Origin of the sequence: Thalassovita sp. (assembly GCF_963691685.1) — a bacterium.
In the GTDB taxonomy this organism is placed as follows: Bacteria; Pseudomonadota; Alphaproteobacteria; order Rhodobacterales; family Rhodobacteraceae; genus Thalassobius.
The window spans coordinates 4,403,269-4,419,017 of the sequence record NZ_OY829290.1 but is presented as its reverse complement, the minus strand read 5'-3'; the positions used below and the strand labels follow the sequence as shown (position 1 = coordinate 4,419,017).

The following is a 15,749-nucleotide window of genomic DNA, read 5'->3' as shown; positions in this document are numbered from 1 at the left end:
CTCAGCGATAGTCCAGCACGGTGTCCAGCGCATGAATCGCCGGGCGGCCAAAATGCGACAGGATGCGGAAGGTATCGGTTTGCACCATATCGCCCTCCATCCCCTGCCAGCGGTAGCGCACGGTGGTGACAGCACGGGCGATTTGGGCCGCATCAACGGTCGAGATGGTGACCTCGGCAGGTTTGCGTGACAGTTCTTCGTAGCCCGCCATCATCTCAGCCAGGCGGGGATCGTTCATGTCCTCAGTCAGGGCATCTGACACGGCATAGCTGAACACATCGTCGGGCTGACCCAGCCCGTATTTCACGGTGATCTGGTGGCGCGCTGTTGGGTGCCAATCCCCGTAGCTGGCGCTGATTCCGGCCACATCATTGGCCGCAAAGTAGCGGTTCACCAGATCTTCCGGGGTGGATTTCGGGGTGGCGTAGGCCAGGCCGGCGGCCAGCAGGCAGCCGAATGCGGTGGCAAGAACAGGTTTCATTCTGAGGCTTCCGTTTGGTTGATCCGGCGGGTGATTTCGCTCAGCCGGGACAGGGATTGCAGGGTGGTGGGCAGGAACAGCGCGCCGTCGACAAATTCCCAGCTGTAGGTGACCACAGCAAAGACGGTGCCGGCGGTGATGGTGATGTTCTGGGTGGCAAACCACAGGTTAAACAAAACAAGGGACAGCAGCCCGGCAAAGATCAGCCCGTAGACCAGGGCTTCGGTGTCTGACAGGCGCACTTCGGATTTGCGCAGGGCCAATAGATGGGCGCCAAGGCGGGGCAGGGACCGGGTTTCCAGAATGCTGACTTGTTTTTCGCTTTGGGCATTCAGCAGCTGGTTGATCTTGTAAAACCGGCGATGGGCCAGCCCGTAGATCACCAGCATAAAGACCAGCGCCGCGCCTGCGATCAGGCCAAGCGTGGGGTGAAACGAACTGAGGATGGCGATGGCCGCCAGCATCTGCAGCACCCCGGTCATGCTTTCCGGGGCTTCGGTTTCCAGAAAATCGACCAGCTCACGTGACATGGCCAGCCGGGCATTGACGGTTGAGACCGGGCGATCCTTGGACCGTTCGGCCAAGGCACGGCCCAGACTGACCCGCATCACGCCATAGGCCCGGGTGTCAAACAGGCGGCGGCCGGTGGCCACCAGCAGCAACACGGCCAGAACAATGGCCAGCATCCAGAAGGCAGCCATATCCGCCTCGATCAACCCGTCAATGGCGCGACCGATCAGCAGCGGGATCAGCGCAAACAGCGCCACCTCAATCAAGGTTAAGGCCCAGGTCACGCTGATCTGCGGCCAAAAGGCTGCAAAAAGGCCACCAAGGGTCAGCCCACGCCCCTGCAAGAGAGAAGCGCGGCGCGCGCTCAGGCCCATTTTTCCTGTCCTTCCATGAAGTCCAGCACCGCCTGCTGATGCATCAGAATCGGGCTTTCGCCTTTGGCGGCGGGGCCGATTTCCAGATAGGGGCTGGTCAGCGCCTTCTGCTGCTGTTCGCAGGCATAAACATCTTCGGCGGTGAAATCGCCCGAGGCCATTGGATCGTTTTCGCCCTGGGCATCCTCCCCTTTGTATTTGGCACCGCCAAAATCCTTCCAGAAGGACCAGGAGGACCATTGCTGTTTGGAGTATTCCCAGGATGAGGCATTGGCCAGTTTGGAGCGGTTTTCGATCCGTGTCAGATCCGGGCCAAGCGGTGTGATGATGAACAGGTTCCAGCTTTCCTCGCTGGCGCCCAGGCCAATGCCGGGAAACAGCATCGGCACCCAGGCGCCCACATGGGGTTCTGGGATCACCCGGGGGGTTGGCAGGTTCTTTTCCAGATCCTTTGCATAGTCCGCACTGGGGGGTTCCCAAAAATGGTAATGCGGCCCTTCCCAGCCGAACTTGGCTTTGGCGTGATCATACATGTGTAATGTATCGGAATGCAGGTGGCTTAGGTGATAGACGTCAATGTAGTTTTCTACGACGATCTTCCAGTTGGCCTTGATGTCATAGCTGCTGCGGGCCTCTTCATATTCGACCAGCTCATTCGGATCATGCGGGCCCAGATGCGGATCCACCGCGCCAAACCATTCCGCCAGGCTGGGCGGATTGGGATCGGGGTGCACAAACAGCATGCCGCGCCAGACATCGACCGAGGCGGGTTTCAGCCCAAGGCAGCTTTTGTCGACGCCGCCAGGGAACTCACGCTCTTCATCCGGAACTGAGATCAGGTTGCCTTCCAGATCATAGGTCCAGTCATGGTAGGGGCAGGTCAGCGCCTTCTGGGTTTTGCCCACCGCGCGGATCAGCTGGGTGCCGCGATGGCGGCAGATGTTGTGAAAGGCGCGCAGACGGTGATCGCGGCCCATGACGATGAACAGGTTGTTCAGCCCGGCCTGCACCGAAATGTAATGGCCGGGACCCGGCACATCCTCAACCAGACCGGCAAAACGCCAGCTGCGGGAAAAGATCAGACGTTGTTCACGGTCAAACCATTCCTGTGAAGTGTAAGCCTCCACCGGGAGGCGATGATACATAGTCGACATGGGAATGTCCTTTGGCTGCGGCGGTCTGAGGGTCAGACCAGCCAGATGGCGTAGGCAGGAAACAGGCTGGCGGCGATCATCATCAGGCCAAAGGCGGCCCAGAGCAGGATCACAGCCCAAAACAGGATCGGATCTTCGTCGCGGCTGACCTCAGTGATCAGATGGGCGCGACCCGTTTGCAGTGAGGGAACCAGCCACCACAGGAACATCAGCCCCCAGACCCAGTAGAGGCCCAGAACCGCCGCCACCAGCAGGACGGGCAGGGCGATATAGTTGATCATTCGGGATTTCGTCATGGTCAGGCCTCCGGTGTGTGGGGGGTGAGGGTGCTGGCCAGCAGCATAGCGGCCTCTTGGGTTTCGGCGCGCCAGGTGGCGGGCGGACCCAGTGGCGTGAAGGAATCGGCATTGATGAACAGGGCCGATATCCCCTGCGCCACGGCGTTGATCTGCACCGTGGGGGCGCTGGGCACGATACGGGCCAGCGTGTCCTGCAACATGGTCAGAAAGCGTTGCATGCTGGCCAGCAGCGGTTCGCGCATATGCTGGTGATCGGCCACCGCGATGGCCAGTGCCTGCCAGGCCAGCAGGTAGCGCGGATCATGGGCGCCGCGGTCAGTAAACAGCATGGCAACCAGATCTTGCGGCGTATCCAGCACGGCAAGTTCGGCGCCGATGACATCCGAGGCCAGATCAAAGCTGCTGATCACATGGTCGGCCAGCGCATCAATCATCTGATCCTTGTTGCCCAGATAGTGGCGCAGCAGGGGGCGTTTGACGCCAGCTTCGGCCGCGATCCGCTCCTGCGTGGCGCCTTCCAGACCAAAGCGGGCAACGCAGGTCAGATAGGCATCCAGGATCTCTTCGGACCTTTGATCTTTCATGCTGGGGCGAGGCATTGGGCCCTCCGATAGTTTGTTGTCATGAGTGACAATTAATGATTCGAGGTATATTGTCAATGATGACAAAATAAAACGCGCCACGCCCGGGGCGTAACGCGTTGAGTTAAATCGTTAGTTTTTGTGGTTCAGATGGCGTTCCGCCTATTTGAACTTGGCCACCATATCCATGATGCCGGGAATCGTGTGCAACTGTTCCTCATGGGTGGGCTGGAAGTACTGTTTCAGGCTGCGCTGGCTCTCGCCGCCCAGAATGGTGAAATAATACATCTCATAGCCCGGCAGCACCGCGCAGGGGTGATAGCCCTTGTCGATCAGCATCGTGGAGCCATCCATCACGTGGTAGGCATCGCCCGGTTTGTTGTCTTCACGCTGCAGCATCTGCATGCCCGAGCCGTAATTGGGCCGGAAGCGGAAGTTGTAGGTTTCATCATGCCGGGTTTCTTCGGGCAGGCGGTCGGTGTCATGTTTGTGGCTGGGAAAGCCGGACCAGCCGCCCTGACCCACGGTGAACAGCTCACTGACCAGCAGGCGACCCACCTTATCATGATGTTCGGCGCCAAGGATGTGTTTGATCTTGCGGTGGGTTTTGGTGTCATCCGATCCGTATTGCACCAGATCGATACCGTCGCCGCGCACCTCAAAGGGTTCCAACACCTTGTCATATTTAGCGCCGGCAATGAACACCTCGGCGCTGTCGCTGACGCAGGTCAGGCGCACCTTGGCGCCAACCGGCACATAAACGCCCTCAGGCTCCCCATCCCAGACATCGACACCGCGATTGCCAAGGGCCGGATAGCGCGCGCCGTCAACGTCGACATCCACGGTGCCGGTGGCGGGCACGATGCAGGTTTCATAGCCGGCGACCTGGCTGTCAAAGCTTTCACCGCGCTGCAATTTGACGATGTTGAAGTAGTTCAGCGGCACCAGCGGGTGATCGACATCCACAATGGCTTTGTTCTGGTTGTCATGGGGTGGGATATGCATCCTGGGCTCCTCGCTCTGGGCAACTGCACGGGCGGCGCAAAATCATTCTTGCCGGATTTCGAATCGGAAGATACAAAATGTGCAACCGGTTGCAAAATGATTTTGCACGCGTCCTGTTTTGGAGGTGGGGCCATGACCCAATCCGCGAATACCCAGATCGGCATCGGCATTTGTGGCGGCGGCTACATGGGCAAGGCCCATTCGGTCGCGATGGCGGCGGTTGGCGCCGTGTTCAACACCCGGCTGCGCCCGCGGTTGGAGATGATCTGTGCGTCCTCGCCCGAAAGTGCCGCGCGATATCGCGACGCCTTTGGGTTCAACCGGGCCACCGAGGATTGGCGCGTGCTGGTCGCGGACCCGGCGGTGGAGGCCGTAGTGATCGCCACCCCGCAGGCCCATCACCGCGCGATAGCCGAGGCGGCGATCGCCCTGGGCAAGCCGGTGTTCTGCGAAAAACCCCTGGGCGCGTCGCTGGAGGATAGCGCCAGCATGGTGGCCGCGGCCGAGGCGGCAGGTGTGGTGAACATGGTTGGCTTCAACTATATCCGCACCCCGGCCAGCCAATATGCCCGTCAGCTACTGGCCGAAGGGGCGATCGGTGAGGTGACCTGGTTCCGCGGCGAACATACCGAGGATTTTCTGGCTGATCCCGACACACCAGCCACTTGGCGCACCTCTGGGGCCGCAAATGGCACCTTGGGCGATCTGGCGCCACATATGATCAATGCCGCCCTTGCCCTGATGGGCCCCATTGCCGAGGTCATGGGCATGGCGGAAACTGTGCATCGTGACCGGCCGGGGGGCGTTGTGGACAATGACGACCACGCCCAGGTGATGTGCCGGTTTGAAAACGGGGTGATGGGGCAGATGTATTTCAGCCGCGTCGCTACGGGCCGCAAGATGGGCTACGCCTATGAAATCACCGGCACCAAAGGGGCGATACGCTTTGATCAGGAAGATCAGAACGCCCTGTGGCTCTACCTGCGTGAGGGGCCGGAGGCGACGCAGGGCTTTCGCAAGATTCTGACCGGCCCGGCGCATCCCGATTACGAACCCTTCTGTCAGGGGCCGGGGCATGGCACCGGCTATCAGGATCAGATTTTGATCGAGGCGAAAGACTTCCTGACAGCGATTGATCGCGGCGCATCGATCTGGCCCAGCTTCCGCGATGGCCATGAGGTGAATCGCGTGGTGGCGGCCATCCGTGCCTCTGACGCCGCGCGCACATGGGTGCCGCTGGCCGCCCTCTGAGCCTGCAAAAGCAAAGCGAAAACACACAATGCACATCGCCAATTCAACGCCATTTCACGATCTCTTTTGCAACCGGTTGCAAATTTGTGCGGGCTATGGTTTAATTTGAGTCGATTGGGCAGCCGGGGAGGGCGGCCCATGAGTCACAACAGTGAAACTGGGAGGAACACATGACTTCACTGATCAAAAAGTTTGCGCTGGCCTCAGCGCTGGTTGCCGCACCCCTGATGGCTGCGACCACCGCTTCGGCCGAGGGCGAGAAATACATTCTTGTCAGCCACGCCCCTGACAGCGACAGCTGGTGGAACACCATCAAGAACGGCATCGCGCTGGCCGGTGACCAGATGGGCGTTGAGGTTGAGTATCGCAACCCGCCGACCGGCGACCTGGCCGATATGGCGCGTATCATCGAACAGGCTGCGGCCTCGGGCCCCGATGGCATCATCACCACCCTGTCGGACTATGACGTTCTGTCCGGTCCGATCCGTGCTGCAGTCGACAGCGGCGTTGACGTGATCATCATGAACTCGGGCACCCCTGAGCAGGCCCGCGAAGTTGGCGCGCTGATGTATGTCGGTCAGCCTGAATATGACGCGGGCTTCGCAGCCGGTCTGAAGGCCAAAGGCGACGGCGTTGCCTCCTTCCTCTGCGTGAACCACTACATTTCCTCGCCTTCCTCGACCGAGCGGTGCCAGGGCTTTGCAGATGGTCTGGGTGTAGATCTGGGCAACCAGATGATCGATTCCGGTCAGGACCCGGCAGAGATCAAAAACAAGGTTCAGGCCTATCTGTCGGCCAACCCGGCGACCGATGCGGTTCTGACACTCGGCCCGACCTCGGCAGATCCGACCCTGCTGGCACTGGATGAAAACGGTCTGGCCGGTGACATCTACTTCGGCACCTTTGACCTGGGCGAAGAGATCGTCAAAGGCATCAAAGGCGGCGTGATCAACTGGGGTATCGACCAGCAGCCCTTCCTGCAGGCCTACCTGCCGGTTGTTGTTCTGGCCAACTACCACCGTTACGGCGTTCTGCCCGGCAACAACATCAACTCCGGCCCCGGTTTCGTAACCGCTGATGGTCTGGAGAAGGTAGAAGCCTTCGCGGGCGAATACCGCTAATTCCTCCCCCCTTGGGCGGCCAAGCAAGATTTTGGCCGCCCTTTTTCCATCCTGACCAAGGATGACTGGATTAAGAGGCCTCAATGTCTGACGCACAGAATATTGCGCCGGAGCTGGATGAGCGTATCAAATCGCGCTCTCGCTTCCGCGAAGCGATGATCCGACCCGAATTGGGCGGCATCGTCGGCACCATCATCGTCTTTGCCCTGTTCCTGGTATTTGCCTTCGACAGCGGTATGTTCAATTCCCAGGGCGTGTTGAACTGGAGCCAGGTCTCGGCCCAGTTCATGATCATCGCCGTCGGCGCCTGTCTGCTGATGATCGCGGGTGAATTTGACCTGTCTGTTGGCTCCATGATCGGTTTCGCCGGCATGATGATCGCCATCTTCTCGGTCACGCTGGGCTGGCCTGTCTGGATGGCCATCATTGTGACCTTTGTTCTGTGTATAGCGCTGGGCGCGGTGAACGGGTTCATCGTGGTCCGCACCGGATTGCCCAGCTTCATCGTGACGCTGGCCTTCCTGTTCATTCTGCGTGGTTTCACCATCTACTTCCCGCAGACCATTGAGCGTAAAACCATCATCGGCGGCATCAAAGACGTGGCCGAGGGCGACTGGCTGGCGGCCTTGTTTGGCGGCAAAATCCTGACCGGGCTGTTCCAGTGGCTGGGCGATGCCGGCATCATCGCCACCTTTGAACGCGGCACCCGTGCTGGTCAGCCGATTGTGGATGGCGTGCCGATGCTGATCGTCTGGGCGCTGGCGCTGATCGTGTTTGGCCATATCCTGTTGACCAAGACCAAATTCGGCAACTGGATCTTCGCCGCAGGCGGCGATGCTGAGGCCGCGCGCAACTCGGGCGTGCCGGTGAACAAGGTCAAGATCCTGATGTTCATGTTCACCGCCTTCTGCGCGACCGTTTTTGCCACCTGTCAGGTGATGGAGTTTGGCTCGGCCGGGGCCGACCGTGGTCTGTTGAAAGAGTTTGAGGCGATCATTGCCGTGGTCATCGGGGGTGCCTTGCTGACCGGCGGATATGGATCCGTCATCGGTGCGGCGCTGGGCGCGTTGATCTTTGGTGTGGTGCAGCAGGGGCTGTTCTTTGCCGGGGTCGAAAGTTCGCTGTTCCGGGTGTTCCTGGGGCTGATCCTTTTGGCGGCTGTGATCCTGAACACCTACATCCGTCGCATGATCACCGGGGAGCGTTGAGATGACTGAGGATACCCAATTCCATCACGGTGATCCCGCCCCCAGCGCGCCGATCATCCAGATGAAGAACATCGAAAAGCACTTCGGCTCAGTCATTGCATTGGCAGGGGTGTCGGTGGATGTTTATCCGGGTGAATGCCACTGCCTGTTGGGTGACAACGGCGCGGGCAAGTCGACCTTCATCAAAACCATGTCGGGGGTGCATAAGCCCACTGCTGGGGAGATCTACTTTGAAGGATCGCCGTTGAAGTTCGAAGATCCTCGCGATGCGATTGCGGCGGGGATTGCCACGGTGCACCAGCATCTGGCGATGATCCCGCTGATGTCGGTCAGCCGTAACTTCTTCATGGGCAATGAACCCCTGAAGAAGATCGGGCCCTTCAACTTCTTTGATCATGACAAGGCCAATCAGGTCACCATGGCCGAGATGAAGAAAATGGGCATCAACCTGCGTGGTCCGGATCAGGCGGTGGGCACCCTGTCGGGTGGTGAACGCCAGACCGTGGCGATTGCCCGTGCGGTGCATTTTGGCGCCAAGGTTCTGATCCTTGATGAACCGACCTCGGCTCTTGGAGTGCGTCAGACCGCCAATGTTCTGGCCACCATCGACAAGGTGCGCAAACAGGGCATCGCGGTGGTGTTCATCACCCACAACGTGCGCCATGCTTTGGCGGTGGGTGACCGGTTCACCGTGTTGAACCGTGGTCAGACGCTGGGCACTGCCAAACGCGGTGAAATCTCGGCCGAGGAGCTGCAGGATCTGATGGCAGGTGGTCAGGAAATGGCCCAGCTAGAAGGCTCGCTTGGCGGCACTGTCTAAAGCTGCGCCTATAAGGTGTCACAAAGCCGCCCCCTGATCCGGGGCGGCTTTTCCTGTTAGACGGAAACGCCCGCCAGCACCGCGTCACGGCTCAGCTCGTCTTTGCGGCCGTTCAGGATCACCTCACCCCGGCGCAGGACGTAGAAGCGATCCGCCAGATCATAGGCGAAGTCAAAGTACTGTTCGACCAGCACAATCGCCATGTTCCCCTGCTCGCGCAGCAGTTTGATCACCTCACCGATCTGTTGGATGATATTGGGCTGAATGCCTTCCGTTGGTTCATCCAGTAACAGCAGCTTGGGTTTGGTGATCAGGGCGCGGGCAATTGCCAGCTGTTGCTGCTGCCCGCCGGACAGATCGCCACCGCGCCGGTTGCTCATCTTTTTTAGCACCGGGAACAGCTCATAGATCTCATCTGGAATGAAATGCTGATCTTTCGGCAGACAGGCAAAGCCAGTTTCCAGATTTTCGGTGACCGTCAGCAGGGGGAAGATATCGCGCCCCTGTGGCACAGTGGCGATGCCTTTGCGGGCCAAGGCGTGGGGCGGCAGAACGGGCAGGCCTTCGCCCGCCAGCTCCATGGCGCCCGCAGATCGGGGATGGGTGCCTGAGATCGCTTTGATCAGGCTGGTTTTGCCCACACCGTTGGTGCCCATCAGGCAGGTGACCTCACCCTGTAGCGCCTCAAGCGAGACACCGTTCAGGATCTGTGAATGGCCATAGTGCAGGGTCAGATTATCAAGTGTCAGCATCTTTAACGTCCCAGATAGACGTCAATCACGTCTTGGTTTGCGGTCACATGGTCCAAGGAGCCTTCGGCCAGTACGCTGCCTTCGTGCAGCACGGTGACCTTGCAGTTGAGGCGGCGCACAAATTCCATGTCATGTTCCACCACCACCACGGCACGGGTTTTGGCCGCTTCGACCAGAATATCCGTGGTGTGCTGGCGTTCGGTGACCGTCATGCCCGCTGCGGGTTCATCCACCAGCAACAGGCGCGGCTCCTGTGCCAGCAGCATGCCGATCTCCAGCCATTGTTTTTGACCGTGGCTCAACTCCCCCGCCAGACGGGACAGCTGATCGGTTAGCCCAATCTCTTCGGCCAAGGCATCGACACGGCCCAGATCCTCTGCCGTGGGGCGATAGCCCAGCACCGCCAGCCAGCCGCGCGGTTTCTTCAGGGCGACCAGCAGGTTTTCCTGCACGGTCTGGTCTTCGAACACAGTAGGTTTCTGAAATTTGCGCCCCACGCCGGATTGCGCGATCTGCGCCTCGGACATTTTCAGCAGAGATACGGATTTCTCACCCCAGATCACCCGGCCTTCGTCAGGGCGGGTTTTGCCGGTGACAATATCCATGAAGGTGGTCTTGCCCGCGCCATTGGGGCCGATGATCGCCCGCAACTCGCCCGATCCGATGTTGAAGCTGAGGTTGTTGATCGCCTTGAACCCGTCAAAGCAGACCGAAACGCCGGAAACTTCCAGTAGCATGCTCATTGGCCTGTCTCCTTCTTACGCGTGCGCTGGGCGATCAGGTCGATCAGCCCGCCGATGCCTTTCGGCGCAAAGAGGGTGACCGCAACAAAGGAGAGGCCCAGCAGCACCAACCACCAATCGACCCATTTGACTGTATAGAACCCCAGTGGCAGATCCGGGGCCTGCCCGCCGGTGAACCAGGTGCTGAGCAGGCTGACAAAGGCGGCGCCAATAACCGCGCCGTACAGGCGGCCACGTCCGCCGATGGCGACCCAGACCGCCAAGTAGATCGAAGCGATCGGCGCAATTTCCGCTGGATTGATGATGCCCGCCTGCGGGTAGTAGAGCGCACCGGCAATGGCGGCGATACAGGCGGTGAGGGTGAAGATGGCCAGCTTATAGGCCTCCACCGAATAGCCCAGGAACCGCACCCGCGCCTCATTGTCCCGAATGCCCCGGATGACGGACCCGAATTTGCCCGAGACCACCCAAGCCGCCAGCAGATAGCCCGCCCCCAGCGCAAAGGCTGAGGCCCAGAGGAACCAGAGCGAAACCAGATCTTGCGAGGCGGTGACGCCGGGCAGGTTCTGCAACCCGGACAGCCCGTTGTTGCCACGCAGCCCGCTGTCGTTCTGGAACAGGTAGAGCGCCAGGGCCAGCGTCATGGCTTGCGTCAGGATCGACAGGTAGACGCCTGTGACGCGGCTGCGAAAGGCCAGCCAGCCAAACACCAGCGCCAGAAGGCCCGGCACCAGAACGACCAACATCAGCTGCAGTGTCAGACTGTCGGCACCCCCCCAGATCAGCGGAAACTCAGAGGAGCCGACAACGCCGAAGATCTGCGTGCCGATGGCATCCACCACTTCGGCTTCGGTTGGCGGGATTTCGGTCTGGCTGAGGGAGTCAACCACGATAAGGCGGGTGCGCTCATACATAAGCCACATGCCGATCATGTAACCGCCCAGCCCGAAAAAGGCGAAGTGACCCAGGCTGAGGATGCCAGCAAAACCCCAGATCAGATCCATCGCAACGGCGATCAGGCAGAGGCACAGCGTTTTGCCCAATGTCTTGATGAAGGAGGTGGAGATCAGGCCAGAGCCAGCCCCCTCGCTCAGCACGGTGACCACCAGGGTGAACAGGGCCAGTAGGCTGAGGAAGATCAGAACCGAAGGGTTCCGTGCAATGAAACTACGCTGCATGTGCGGCTCCTCCGAATGTGGGGTGCGTGATGGTATGCGCTCGTTCGGCCGTCAGGCCGGACAGCCCCCGAACCGCCCCCCACGGGGCGAGGGCTTGGCTGATGCTGGGCACTGTCGTTTGAGCGTTGGGTTCGTGACGATTGGTTGCGTGATCTTCGGCCCCGCCCTTTGCGGTTCGGGGGCTGTCCTTGGTCAATCGGTCCATCGCTCAATCCCCCGCCGCGCGGCCTTTCAGGGCGATGATGCCCCGGGGCCGGAATTGAATGAAAATGATGATGAAGATGATCATGTAGGTCTGCGCCGCCAGTGTGTTTGACGGGTTCATCCACTCGATCCCTTTCTGCAGGAAGCCGATCATCGCCGCACCTGCCAAGGTGCCCCAGATGTTGCCGACGCCACCGACCACCACGGTCATGAAGCTTTGCACGATGTAGTCGCTGCCCAGTTCTGAGGTGACTTTGGCAAACAGCCCGATCGCAACCCCCGCGATCCCCGCGATGCCGGAACCAAGGCCGAAGGTCAGCATGTTCACCCGGCCGGGGTTGATCCCCATCTGGGCCGCCATGCCGGGGTTTTGTGTGACCGCGCGGGTGTCCAGCCCCAGACGGGTGCGTTTCATGATGAACAGGAATACGCACAAGAAAATCAGCGCCAGCACAAAGATCGCAATACGGATATAGCTGATCGAAACCACATCGTTCATCACCCAGGCGCCGTCCAGCCAGCCGGGGGCGGTCAGCGGGCGGGCCTGTGTGCCGAAGATGTTCTTGGCCAACTGTTGCAGCGCGATGGAAATGCCGAAGGTCGCCAGCAGGGTTTCCAAGGGGCGGGAATAGAGGTGACGGATCACCAGCCGTTCCATCGCCACACCGGCGGCAAAGGTCACGGCAAAGGCCAGCGGAATGGCCAGGATGATCGACAGGGTGTGATCGGGCACAAACTGCTGCACCACATAACCGGTGTAGGCGCCCATCATGATAAACTCACCATGGGCCATGTTGATGACGCCCATAACGCCAAAGGTGATCGCCAATCCGATGGCCGCGAGGAAATAGATCGACGCGAGCGAGAGCGCATCAAGCCCCAGATCCAGCGCCTGGTTGACGCCGACCTTAAGTTCAATGTCCTTCAGCGCCTTGGCGGCGGCCCCGGTCACCGGGGCGGCGGGATCCAGATAGCGGTCATAAAACACATGGGCGCTGAGCGAGGCCGCAACATCGGCGTCGCTGACCAATGGCGGCACTTTGCCCTCAGCGGCAAGGCTGGCATAGGCGCGGGCGCGCATTGCGGGATCATTAAGCTGGGCCACGGGTACACCAGCAACCCGCCCGCCATCTATATGTGCGGCCAGGGCAGTGCGCATCTCATCGCTGCTGATCTGCGCTTGCGCCAGATCACTGGCGACGAGGAGGGCATAGGCCTCATCCCGAGGAATTTCTTCACCGGGGATCAGGACCTCAGCAATATTGGCGCTGGGCAGGGCGGTGGCTGCTTCGCGGGTGGTGGCAAGCACCGGGTTCAGCGTGGCGCGCAGATCTACGCCCAGATCGCCTGCCATATCCTCAATCGCGCTGATCCGTTCTGCATCACTGGCGCCAAACCGGATGGTCAGCAACCGTTCCAACCGCAGCTTCTGTGCTTTCAGTTCCGGATCCGCCTCGCTGGCAATTGACCCGCGCAACGGGGTTAGCTGATCCGCTGACGGATCGCGGGCAATAGATTGCAGCGCATCGGCGCGCGCCACGGGATCGGGATCGCTCAGCTGGAACTGGACCAGCGCCGTGCCGATCAGGGCGCGAATGCCGCTGTTGGGCTTCAGCTGTTTCAGATCCCCTTTCTGAAACTCGCCAACCACCGCGCCACTGTCAAAATCTGTCAGGCGATAGGTCTTTCCTTCGACCTTCTCCCCAATAAAGAAGACCCCGTCCGATTTGCGCATCCACATGTTCTTGGCCGCCCAGACTTGCAGCACCTCCTGCGCCTGTGGCAGGCCGCTGCCGGCAATCGCATCAATGGCCGGTCCAATCGTCTTGCGTGAAGATTTTGCAATCACCGCCTGATGCGCCTGCAGCAGGGGCTGGATGGCGGGGCGGTCGGCGGTTTCAGCGCTCAGGCTGACACAGCTGATCAACAGGGCCGCAAAGGCCCAGATCGCCACATGTATATGTCTCATGTCGGGGGAACTTCCGTCTGGGGTGCGGGCTGCCGTGCGGGAGGGGACTTTTGCCCCCTCCCGTTGATCCGCTTCGCGTCTGTCTTAGTAGTTCGACAGGGTCTGAACGCAGGTCTTGGTCTCGGTGTTGTACATACCGCAGCCTAGGTCCTTCCAATCCGACTTCAGCACAGCCGATTCCGGCAGGAAGTCAGTCCAGGCGTCGCCCGGCACTTCGGCGGTCTGGCTGATGATGTCGAACTGACCGTCTTCCTGGATTTCACCGATCAGCACCGGCTTGGCCAGGTGATGGTTCGGCAGCATCACCGCGGTGCCACCGGTCAGGTTCGGGAACTCCTGGCCATACATTGCACCACGGACCGCATCCACTTCGGTGGTGCCAACGGCGGTGGCCGCGTTCACCCACATGTTAAAGCCGATGTAGTGGGCTTCCATCGGGTCGTTGGTCACACGCTCTTCGCCCATGGTGGCTTTCCAGGTTTCCACGAAGGAGGCGTTCACCTCAGCATCCGCCGACTGGAAATAGTTCCAGGCGGCCAGGTGACCCACCAGGTTTGAGGTGTCCAGACCCGCCAGTTCCTCTTCACCAACCGAGAAGGCAACAACCGGAATGTCATCTGCGGAAATGCCGGCAGCGGCCAGTTCTTTGTAGAAGCCGATGTTGGCGTCGCCATTGATGGTCGAGATCACGCCAACCTTCTTGCCATCTGCGCCCAGGGCCACAACGTCCGCCACAATCTTGGACCAGTCGGAATGGCCGAAGGGGGTGTAGTTCACAAAGATGTCGCTGTCGGCGATGCCTTTGCCCTTCAGGTAGCTTTCCAGAATGTTGTTGGTGGTGCGGGGATAGACATAGTCGGTCCCCAGCAGCGCAAATTTCTCTACACCCAGTTCATCCAGGAAGTAGTCGGTGGCTGGGATCGCCTGCTGGTTCGGGGCGGCACCGGTGTAGAACACGTTCTTGGAGCTTTCTTCGCCCTCATACTGAACTGGGTAGAACAGCAGACCGTTCAGCTCTTCGATCACCGGCAGTACGGATTTACGGCTGACCGAGGTCCAGTTGCCGAAGATCACGTCAACCTCATGCACGGTCAGCAGCTCACGGGCTTTCTCTGCAAACAGTGGCCAGTCTGAGGCGGGGTCAACCACAACGGCCTCCAGCTGTTTGCCCAGCAGGCCCCCTTTGGCGTTCTGCTGATCGATCAGCATCAGCATGGTGTCTTTCAGGGTGGTTTCCGAAATGGCCATCGTGCCCGACAGCGAATGCAGCACGCCCACTTTAATGGTGTCTTCTGCGGCCATGGCCGATGCGGTCAGCGATGCAAAGACCAGCGAACCGGCGAGGGTGGATTTCAAGAGTTTCATGTAAACCTCCAGCGGGGTGCGCGCGTTTGACCAGGCCCGACGTCCCTCGGGGCTTGCGTCCGAGGGGGGCTTGGCCTTACCTGACCCCGCAACTGTTGTTGCGATCCGTGTGGCGGCTTTTGCGAGCTTCCAATTCGATTGGCCGTCACACACCTGCGTTTCCAACGTTTCCCCGTCGACATCCCCGCAGGTGGGCTCAGCCAAACCTGTTGCTGAGCTTTTGGGCAGTTCGTTGGTGGCTGAATTGCGGAAAACACGGGGGCTCGATGCTTTTTTCAGCGATTTGACTGTGGTGTGACGCAAAATGCGGCAGTGCAGCGAGGGTTGTAGGCGCGGATTCTAGGGAATTGCCCGCAAAACACGCGTTCCTTTCGGGCATTAAGGGGTCTTTAACAGGCTGCTGGCAGGATCCCGGGCTCATATTCAACGACAATAGCGGGGAGGAGGCCAGCTGAGTCGTACAAACGGCGGCATGAGTCGCACCGATTCCGGGCAGAAATCGCGGCCGATAGGGGAATCTGACCCGAGTCTTTCCTCGAGTCTGGGGCAGAGTCGTCAGAGATTATGCACGGCAGCAGATGGATTCGTGATGTTTGCCCTTGGTTTGCTGTGCTCGTAGTCCTGTTGACTCATTCCTCTTCCCCTTATGTTATTGAAATCATTCCTCTTTCTATCTTTTTTGTGTTTTTTGTGAATTTTGTTGAAAAAGCGCTTGCGGCTGTTTGGTAATAACC

General features: G+C 59.8%; 15 protein-coding genes. 4 read left to right on the top strand and 11 right to left on the bottom strand.

Annotated elements, in window-relative coordinates; genetic code table 11:
* Position 1: 1 nt before the first annotated feature.
* The 6 genes from ACORLH_RS21490 to ACORLH_RS21465 form a co-directional block, all read right to left on the bottom strand.
* Positions 2–481, bottom strand: a complete 480-nt coding sequence (locus tag ACORLH_RS21490; protein ID WP_321830375.1) for a hypothetical protein — start codon at positions 479–481, stop codon at positions 2–4.
* Complete coding sequence (locus ACORLH_RS21485) at positions 478–1,365, bottom strand: ABC transporter six-transmembrane domain-containing protein (protein ID WP_321830374.1); 888 nt, start codon at positions 1,363–1,365, stop codon at positions 478–480. Before ACORLH_RS21485 ends, ACORLH_RS21490 begins: the two co-directional genes overlap by 4 nt.
* On the bottom strand, positions 1,356–2,519 hold the full coding sequence (locus ACORLH_RS21480; protein ID WP_321830373.1) for an aromatic ring-hydroxylating oxygenase subunit alpha: 1,164 nt from the start codon (positions 2,517–2,519) through the stop codon (positions 1,356–1,358). Before ACORLH_RS21480 ends, ACORLH_RS21485 begins: the two co-directional genes overlap by 10 nt.
* A gap of 32 nt (positions 2,520–2,551) precedes the next feature.
* Positions 2,552–2,815 (bottom strand): hypothetical protein, encoded by a 264-nt coding sequence (locus ACORLH_RS21475; RefSeq protein WP_321830372.1) that lies wholly within the window; start codon positions 2,813–2,815, stop codon positions 2,552–2,554.
* Between the two features lie 2 nt (positions 2,816–2,817).
* A complete protein-coding gene (locus tag ACORLH_RS21470) occupies positions 2,818–3,417 on the bottom strand; it encodes a TetR/AcrR family transcriptional regulator (protein ID WP_321830371.1) in 600 nt (199 codons plus the stop codon).
* Between the two features lie 144 nt (positions 3,418–3,561).
* Positions 3,562–4,404: a 5-deoxy-glucuronate isomerase gene (locus tag ACORLH_RS21465; protein WP_321830370.1), complete on the bottom strand. Its 843-nt coding sequence runs from the start codon at positions 4,402–4,404 to the stop codon at positions 3,562–3,564.
* A gap of 132 nt (positions 4,405–4,536) precedes the next feature.
* Between ACORLH_RS21465 and ACORLH_RS21460 the strand changes: the two genes are divergently transcribed.
* The 4 genes from ACORLH_RS21460 (at position 4,537) to ACORLH_RS21445 (ending at position 8,804) form a co-directional block, all read left to right on the top strand.
* Positions 4,537–5,655 carry a Gfo/Idh/MocA family oxidoreductase gene (locus ACORLH_RS21460; RefSeq protein ID WP_321830369.1) on the top strand — a complete coding sequence of 373 codons (1,119 nt, stop codon included), beginning with the start codon at positions 4,537–4,539 and terminating at the stop codon, positions 5,653–5,655.
* A gap of 170 nt (positions 5,656–5,825) precedes the next feature.
* Positions 5,826–6,776, top strand: coding sequence for a sugar ABC transporter substrate-binding protein (locus ACORLH_RS21455; RefSeq protein ID WP_321830368.1), 951 nt, complete (start codon positions 5,826–5,828; stop codon positions 6,774–6,776).
* Between the two features lie 83 nt (positions 6,777–6,859).
* Complete coding sequence (locus ACORLH_RS21450) at positions 6,860–7,984, top strand: ABC transporter permease (RefSeq protein ID WP_321830367.1); 1,125 nt, start codon at positions 6,860–6,862, stop codon at positions 7,982–7,984.
* Between the two features lies 1 nt (position 7,985).
* Entirely contained in the window at positions 7,986–8,804 is an 819-nt protein-coding gene (locus tag ACORLH_RS21445) for an ATP-binding cassette domain-containing protein (protein WP_321830366.1), read from the top strand.
* Positions 8,805–8,860: 56 nt separating this feature from the next.
* Here ACORLH_RS21445 and urtE read toward each other — a convergent pair whose 3' ends face one another.
* The 5 genes from urtE to urtA all read right to left on the bottom strand — a co-directional run bounded on the left by urtE (position 8,861) and on the right by urtA (position 15,015).
* Positions 8,861–9,556, bottom strand: coding sequence for an urea ABC transporter ATP-binding subunit UrtE (gene urtE / locus ACORLH_RS21440; protein WP_321830365.1), 696 nt, complete (start codon positions 9,554–9,556; stop codon positions 8,861–8,863).
* 2 nt (positions 9,557–9,558) lie between these two features.
* Entirely contained in the window at positions 9,559–10,299 is a 741-nt protein-coding gene (gene urtD, locus ACORLH_RS21435) for an urea ABC transporter ATP-binding protein UrtD (RefSeq protein ID WP_321830364.1), read from the bottom strand.
* Positions 10,296–11,477, bottom strand: a complete 1,182-nt coding sequence (gene urtC / locus ACORLH_RS21430; protein WP_321830363.1) for an urea ABC transporter permease subunit UrtC — start codon at positions 11,475–11,477, stop codon at positions 10,296–10,298. Before urtC ends, urtD begins: the two co-directional genes overlap by 4 nt.
* A 208-nt stretch (positions 11,478–11,685) precedes the next feature.
* Complete coding sequence (urtB, locus tag ACORLH_RS21425) at positions 11,686–13,650, bottom strand: urea ABC transporter permease subunit UrtB (RefSeq protein WP_321830361.1); 1,965 nt, start codon at positions 13,648–13,650, stop codon at positions 11,686–11,688.
* Between the two features lie 84 nt (positions 13,651–13,734).
* Complete coding sequence (gene urtA, locus ACORLH_RS21420) at positions 13,735–15,015, bottom strand: urea ABC transporter substrate-binding protein (protein WP_321830360.1); 1,281 nt, start codon at positions 15,013–15,015, stop codon at positions 13,735–13,737.
* Positions 15,016–15,749: the final 734 nt, after the last annotated feature.

Coding starts and splice junctions, on each gene's coding strand:
- ACORLH_RS21480 (WP_321830373.1), bottom strand. CDS start 2,519: ATGTCGACTATGTATCATCGCCTCCCGGTGGAGGCTTACACTTCACAG.
- urtE (WP_321830365.1), bottom strand. CDS start 9,556: ATGCTGACACTTGATAATCTGACCCTGCACTATGGCCATTCACAGATC.
- ACORLH_RS21450 (WP_321830367.1), top strand. CDS start 6,860: ATGTCTGACGCACAGAATATTGCGCCGGAGCTGGATGAGCGTATCAAA.
- urtD (WP_321830364.1), bottom strand. CDS start 10,299: ATGAGCATGCTACTGGAAGTTTCCGGCGTTTCGGTCTGCTTTGACGGG.
- ACORLH_RS21470 (WP_321830371.1), bottom strand. CDS start 3,417: ATGCCTCGCCCCAGCATGAAAGATCAAAGGTCCGAAGAGATCCTGGAT.
- ACORLH_RS21455 (WP_321830368.1), top strand. CDS start 5,826: ATGACTTCACTGATCAAAAAGTTTGCGCTGGCCTCAGCGCTGGTTGCC.
- ACORLH_RS21460 (WP_321830369.1), top strand. CDS start 4,537: ATGACCCAATCCGCGAATACCCAGATCGGCATCGGCATTTGTGGCGGC.
- ACORLH_RS21465 (WP_321830370.1), bottom strand. CDS start 4,404: ATGCATATCCCACCCCATGACAACCAGAACAAAGCCATTGTGGATGTC.
- urtA (WP_321830360.1), bottom strand. CDS start 15,015: ATGAAACTCTTGAAATCCACCCTCGCCGGTTCGCTGGTCTTTGCATCG.
- urtC (WP_321830363.1), bottom strand. CDS start 11,477: ATGCAGCGTAGTTTCATTGCACGGAACCCTTCGGTTCTGATCTTCCTC.
- ACORLH_RS21475 (WP_321830372.1), bottom strand. CDS start 2,815: ATGACGAAATCCCGAATGATCAACTATATCGCCCTGCCCGTCCTGCTG.
- ACORLH_RS21490 (WP_321830375.1), bottom strand. CDS start 481: ATGAAACCTGTTCTTGCCACCGCATTCGGCTGCCTGCTGGCCGCCGGC.
- ACORLH_RS21485 (WP_321830374.1), bottom strand. CDS start 1,365: ATGGGCCTGAGCGCGCGCCGCGCTTCTCTCTTGCAGGGGCGTGGGCTG.
- ACORLH_RS21445 (WP_321830366.1), top strand. CDS start 7,986: ATGACTGAGGATACCCAATTCCATCACGGTGATCCCGCCCCCAGCGCG.
- urtB (WP_321830361.1), bottom strand. CDS start 13,650: ATGAGACATATACATGTGGCGATCTGGGCCTTTGCGGCCCTGTTGATC.